This is a genomic window from Streptomyces soli, assembly GCF_003999195.1.
Taxonomy (GTDB): Bacteria; Actinomycetota; Actinomycetes; order Streptomycetales; family Streptomycetaceae; genus Actinacidiphila; species Actinacidiphila soli.
This window is the reverse complement of record NZ_RJVR01000366.1, coordinates 1-5,276: the sequence shown is the minus strand read 5'-3', so window position 1 is coordinate 5,276 and position 5,276 is coordinate 1. Positions and strand designations below refer to the sequence as shown.

5 protein-coding genes and 1 pseudogene are annotated in these 5,276 nt (G+C 68.6%); 5 read left to right on the top strand and 1 reads right to left on the bottom strand.

From position 1 onward, the window contains the following. A partial coding sequence (locus EFK10_RS45290) for a transposase (protein WP_164836457.1) occupies positions 1 to 623 on the top strand: 623 nt, incomplete at its 5' end. Positions 624 to 637: 14 nt separating this feature from the next. Further along, positions 638 to 2,140: pseudogene (locus EFK10_RS45285) on the top strand (transposase); the annotation flags it as partial. Between the two features lie 190 nt (positions 2,141 to 2,330). On the opposite strand, the gene EFK10_RS45280 reads toward EFK10_RS45285, so the two are convergent. Beyond that, complete coding sequence (locus tag EFK10_RS45280) at positions 2,331 to 2,909, bottom strand: TetR/AcrR family transcriptional regulator (protein WP_127361465.1); 579 nt, start codon at positions 2,907 to 2,909, stop codon at positions 2,331 to 2,333. A gap of 91 nt (positions 2,910 to 3,000) precedes the next feature. On the opposite strand from EFK10_RS45280, the gene EFK10_RS45275 reads away from it, so the two are divergent. From EFK10_RS45275 to EFK10_RS45265, 3 genes are all read left to right on the top strand, one after another. Beyond that, on the top strand, positions 3,001 to 3,447 hold the full coding sequence (locus EFK10_RS45275) for a DUF1772 domain-containing protein (RefSeq protein ID WP_127361464.1): 447 nt from the start codon (positions 3,001 to 3,003) through the stop codon (positions 3,445 to 3,447). Positions 3,448 to 3,772: 325 nt separating this feature from the next. Further along, positions 3,773 to 4,198 (top strand): DUF4267 domain-containing protein, encoded by a 426-nt coding sequence (locus EFK10_RS45270; RefSeq protein ID WP_127361463.1) that lies wholly within the window; start codon positions 3,773 to 3,775, stop codon positions 4,196 to 4,198. 12 nt (positions 4,199 to 4,210) lie between these two features. Beyond that, a complete protein-coding gene (locus EFK10_RS45265) occupies positions 4,211 to 5,164 on the top strand; it encodes a recombinase family protein (protein WP_127361462.1) in 954 nt (317 codons plus the stop codon). Positions 5,165 to 5,276: the final 112 nt, after the last annotated feature.

Here is a 5,276-nt window from a genome sequence, read left to right as displayed (position 1 = left end):
GGAGCGGGCTGGGTCTGGCCCAGGTCCTGCATCGGCTGGTGCTGGCCGCCTACGAGAAGATGATCGGGCTCGACCTGGACGATCTGTCCGCCGACGGGGGCATCACCAAGGCGCCGTGCGACGGTGAGGCGGCCGGTCCCTCGCCGGTCGACCGTCGCAAGCAGGGGCTGAAGCGTTCGGTCGCCACCGACGGCGAGGGGGTGCCGGTCGGCCTGGCGGCTGCCGGCGCGAACCGGCATGACTCCAAACTGCTCGAGCCCACCCTGGAATCGGTGAACGACCAGGTCGGGCCTGTTCTGCCGGAGAATCCCACCATCCACCTGGACTCCGCGTACAACGGCAAGCCGTGCGCGCAGGTACTGGAGAAGCACGGACTTGTCGGCGAGATCGCTGTCAAGGGCGTGAAGGCTCCCATCCAGGTCGGGCGTCGCTGGGTGGTCGAACGCACGCATTCCTGGATGAACGGGTACGGCGAGCTCCGGCGCTGCTTCCAGCGCACGACCCAGACCGTCGAGTTCTACCTCTACCTCGCCGCCGCGTTCGTCACCGTGCGCTGCCTGATCCAGCAGGCCCGCAACCGCTATCGATGGGAGACCCGGCCAGAAGTCCGCCGCCTGAAATGACGCCTATCCTCGGTCGCTCTAAGGCGCTGGATGCAGCCTGGCAGTTGATGGCGGAGCGCCTGGAGGAGGCTGGGCAGGACGCGAAGCTCAGCTTCGAGATCCAGCCCAACGGCAGGTTGAAGCTGAACGTGGACCGGCTCGGCGCACTCGGCGAGAGCGCCTCATTGAAGTGGCTGCGCCAGACCACCGCGAAGATGCTCCCGAAGATCGACCTGCCAGACCTGCTGTTCGAGGTCGACTCCTGGACCGGGTTCCTGGACGCCTTCGTGCACCTGGGCGACGGCCGGACGCGCATGGAGGACATCAAGACCTCGCTGGTCGCGCCGCTCGTGAGCGAGGCGTGCAACATCGGGTACACGCCGGTCATCGACGCCGAGGACGAGGCGCTCACGCGGGCCCGACTGGTCCACGTCGATCAGTACTACCTGCGGGTGGACACCATCGCCGCGGCGAACGCGAAGCTGATCGAGGCGCAGGCGAAGGTGCCGATCGTGAAGTTCTGGGGTGAGGGCCTGCCGGCCTCGGTCGACGGACTGCGGTTCGTCGTCCCGAAGCGGACCATCCACGCCGGGCCGTCGCCGAAGTACTACCACTTCAAGCGCGGCATCACCTGGCTGAACGCAGTAAATGACCAGGTCGCGGGTATTGGGCAGTTGGTCGTGCCGGGCACGCCGCGCGACTCCCTGCACATCCTGGACGCGCTGCTGAACCTGGATGCCGGGGTGAAGCCGGAGATGGTCGCCACCGACAACGCCTCGTACTCCGACATGGTGTTCGGCCTGTTCACGATGCTGGGCTACAACTTCTCGCCGCGCTTCAAGGACCTGGGCGACCAGCGGTTCTGGCGGGCGGAGATGCCCGGTGTGGAGACCGGTGACTACGGGCCGCTGGAGGACCTGGCCCGCAACAAGGTCAACCTGACCAAGGTCACCACACACTGGCCGGACATGCTGCGGGTCACCGGCTCACTGGTGACCGGGCAGGTCCGCGCGTACGACCTGCTGCGGATGTTCGGCCGCGAGGGGCGGCCGACCCCGCTGGGCCAGGCGTTCACCGAGTACGGGCGCATCGCCAAGACCCTGCACCTGCTCCGGGTCGTCGACCCGGTCGACGACACCTACCGGCGCCAGATGAACCGGCAGCTCACCGTCCAGGAGTCACGGCACAAGCTCGCCCGCGACATCTGCCACGGCAAGCGCGGACAGATCATGCAGGCATACAGGACGGGGCAGGAGGACCAACTCGGCGCGCTCGGCCTGGTCCTCAATGCCGCCGTGCTCTGGACAACGTGCTACCTCGACGCCGCCGTCGACCACCTGCGGGCCCTGCCGCCCGAGGAGCGGGAGCATGACGTCCTGGACGAGGACGTGGCCCGGGTCTCCCCGCTGAAGCACGCCAACCTCAACTGCCTGGGCCGCTACCGCTTCGCCGCCCGCCCGCCACGCGAGGGCCTGCGCCCACTGCGTGACCCGGCGACCGTCCACCTCGACGAGGACGACGAGGGCACCGGCGAATGACGCGGCGTTAGGGCGCGTATCGGGTCGTGATCAATGAGCATCGCAGCTTCCGGGGCGGGTGACCGTCTGGGGTACGGGGCCCGGCGATCTGCGGCTGCGCCGTGTGGACGCGGGTGACCGGAAGCGTTGCCGCAGGCAGGCAGCGGCGGGGGCCCGAGGGCCCCGGCTGCGTGCCCGCCGGGACGGTGTGTCAGACCACGGCGAGCCGGTCCACCAGCAGCTCCACCCTCTGCGCGGCGGCCTCCGGCAGCAGCCGTCCCGCCCGGGTCAGGGTCGCAAGGCCGTGCAGGGACGCCCAGAACACCTCGGTGAACAGCCCCGGGTGGACGCCGTCCCCGGCGACCTCGCCCAGGCTCTCCAGCAGCGCGGCGAAGGCGTCCTTGAGAGGTTCCGGGGTGTCCTCGTCCGCGAAGGCCAGGCCGCCGTCGAGCTGGAACAAGGCGTCGTAGACCGCCGGGTTGCGTGCGGCGAAGTCGAGGTAGGCGCGGGCGAGCGCGGCGACCCGCTCGCGCGGGCCGTCCGCGGCGGAGGTCGCGGCACGCACCGCCGCGGCCAGCTCGGCAGCGCCCTCCAGGGCGACGGCGCCGATGATCTCCCGCTTGCCGCGGAAGTGGCTGTAGAGGACGGGCTGGCTGTACTCGATGCGCTCGGCGAGCCGGCGGGTGGTGACCGCGTCCCAGCCCTGCTGCTCGGCGAGTTCGCGGGCTGTCGCCACGATGAGGCGCTCGCGCTCCGCCCGTTCGCGCTGCTTGCGTTCCTGTACCGACATGATTCGATCCTAGCATCGCTAGACAACGGAGCGGCAGCAGTACTAGCGTTGCCCTATCGCCTAGCGATGCTAGACACTAGGAAGGGTCATCATGCTCAATGCACTTGAGGTCGTCACCACCGTGGTCGTCGGCGTGATGGTGGGGGTGGAGTTCTCGGTCGCCTTCGTCATGAACCCGATCCTCAACGCACTCCCCGAGGACAGCGGCCAACTCGGCCATGCCCACGGGGGCCGGATGCTCGGCGCCGTGATGCCGGTCTGGTACATCAGCTCACTCGTCCTCGCCGCGCTCTGGGCCATCGCCGGATGGCACCACCAAGGCACCGGCCTCGTCGTCACCGCCGCCGCACTACTGATCCTCAGCGTGATCATGTCGATTCTGCTGCTCGTCCCGATCAACAACCGGAACAAGACGTGGACCCCTGACAACCGGCCCGCCGACTGGAAGCAGCAGATGAACCGCTGGGAACGCTTCCACTACGTCCGCGTCGCCGTCATCATCGCCGCCTTCGCCCTGCTGGTCGCCGCCCTCGCCTGATACCAAAGCCGCCCCGACATGCACTGATTCGCCCCGTTATATCGACGGCTTTCGCCCCGTCGGGGTGAGCCCGACAGGGCTTCGGATTACTGACCCCGCGGGCCGACGCCGCGCCGGTGGCGCACAATCCCCACTCCCCGGGCGGCAGTTGGCCACCGAAATCCCGACATCCGGGAATGCAGCTGCCGCTCAGATCCCACAACGGCGATCCCGACAAACTACGCCCCTCGATCAGCCGCGTCCGCGCGGCCTGATCAGGCCCCACACGACTCAGCAAGCTCCACGAAGCTCACCAAGCCGACGAAGACTCGCAAGGAAAAGAACAATGTCGCTGAAGAAGATCAACACCGTCCTGGCCGCCGCCTTCATCCTCTTCATCCTCTGGTTCGGGGCGGAGTTCATCCTGAGCCCGGAGACGACGGCACCGGGCTTCGGCCTGCCGAGCTGGCCGTCCGACGACGGCGACGGCTTCCTGATCATCAAGGGAATCCGCGACGTCGTCTTGGCCCTGGTCCTGGGCACCCTGCTGGTGACGGGCCACCGCCGGGCGCTGGGCTGGGCGCTGCTGGTGGAGGCCCTCGCCGCGTACGGCGACATGACCACCGTGCTGGCCCACCACGGCTCCGTGGCCACCGCGCTCGGCGTCCACTGCCTGACCGCGACACTGATGGTGGTCAACGGCCTGCTGATAATGCGCGAGACCCGCAAGGTCGCGGCCGCTCCGGCAACGCCCGCCCCGCAGCCCGCCTAACGCCACCTTGGCGTGTGTCGGTATTCGCCTGTCAGCGCCTGCCGGGAAAGGCGAGGCGCACGATCTTCTTCCAGTGGGCGGCGGCCTGGTCCCGTTTCTCCGGGATGGCGCAGCGCGGTCCCCTGCCCCGATTCTCATAAACGGTCCTTTGCCCGAGCAAGATCCAAGACGGCGGCCCGGCGATCGCGAAGCACCGGTTCGGTTCGACTCCAGTCGCAGCTCGACGCCTTGGCCAAGCACGGCATCCCGCGCGACAAAGTGTTCTCCGAGAAGATCAGCACCCGTGTTCGCGTCCGGCCCCAGTTCGAGGCCGCGCTCGCCCGCCAGATCAAGGCCCACGCCCCGCACTGCCGGGTCATCTTCACCGTGTACGAGATGAAGCGCCTGGGCCGCGACGCCGCCGAACTCACCGCGCTCGCCGACCACCTCACTGCCCACGGCCTGGTCTTGGAGATACTCGCCGGGCCCCTGCCAGGGATGTACGACCCCAGCGGGCCGGGCCGACTGCTGTTCGCGTTCTTCGCGGCGATGGCGGAGACCGAGCGGGAGAACATCCGGGAGTCGACCCTCGAAGGACTCGACGCGGCGGCCCGCAAGGGCAAACACGGCGGCCGGCCACCCGTCATCACCGACGACATGCTGCACACCGTGCTGAGGCGCCGCGCGAACGGCGAGTCGGTCGAGCAGATCCAGCCCGACCTGATCATCCCCACCGGCAAGCGCAAGGGCCAGGCCCCCAGCGTCGCGAGCATCTACCGCGCACTCGCCGAACACGAGAAGAAGGAGGCGTACCCCGAAGCCGTCGCGGCGGCCCGCGCCGACTTCGCCGACCTTCAGGACGTCGACGACATCCCCCGCCCCCGCCGAGTCCGCATCCGGCGGCCAGACGATCCGCTCACCCCGGAGGAAGTCGACCTCCGCCAGCGCCGCCAGGACCAGGTCCTCCAGCCCACACAGACTGAGTAGCCAGCAAGATCAATCGCTTAGTGGTCCGTGCTCGAAGTCCTTCGGGGGTTGACTTCGGCTCCGGTGTTGTGTGTGTCGTCTGGTCAGATGTCGGGGGCTGCGAGGTGGAGTT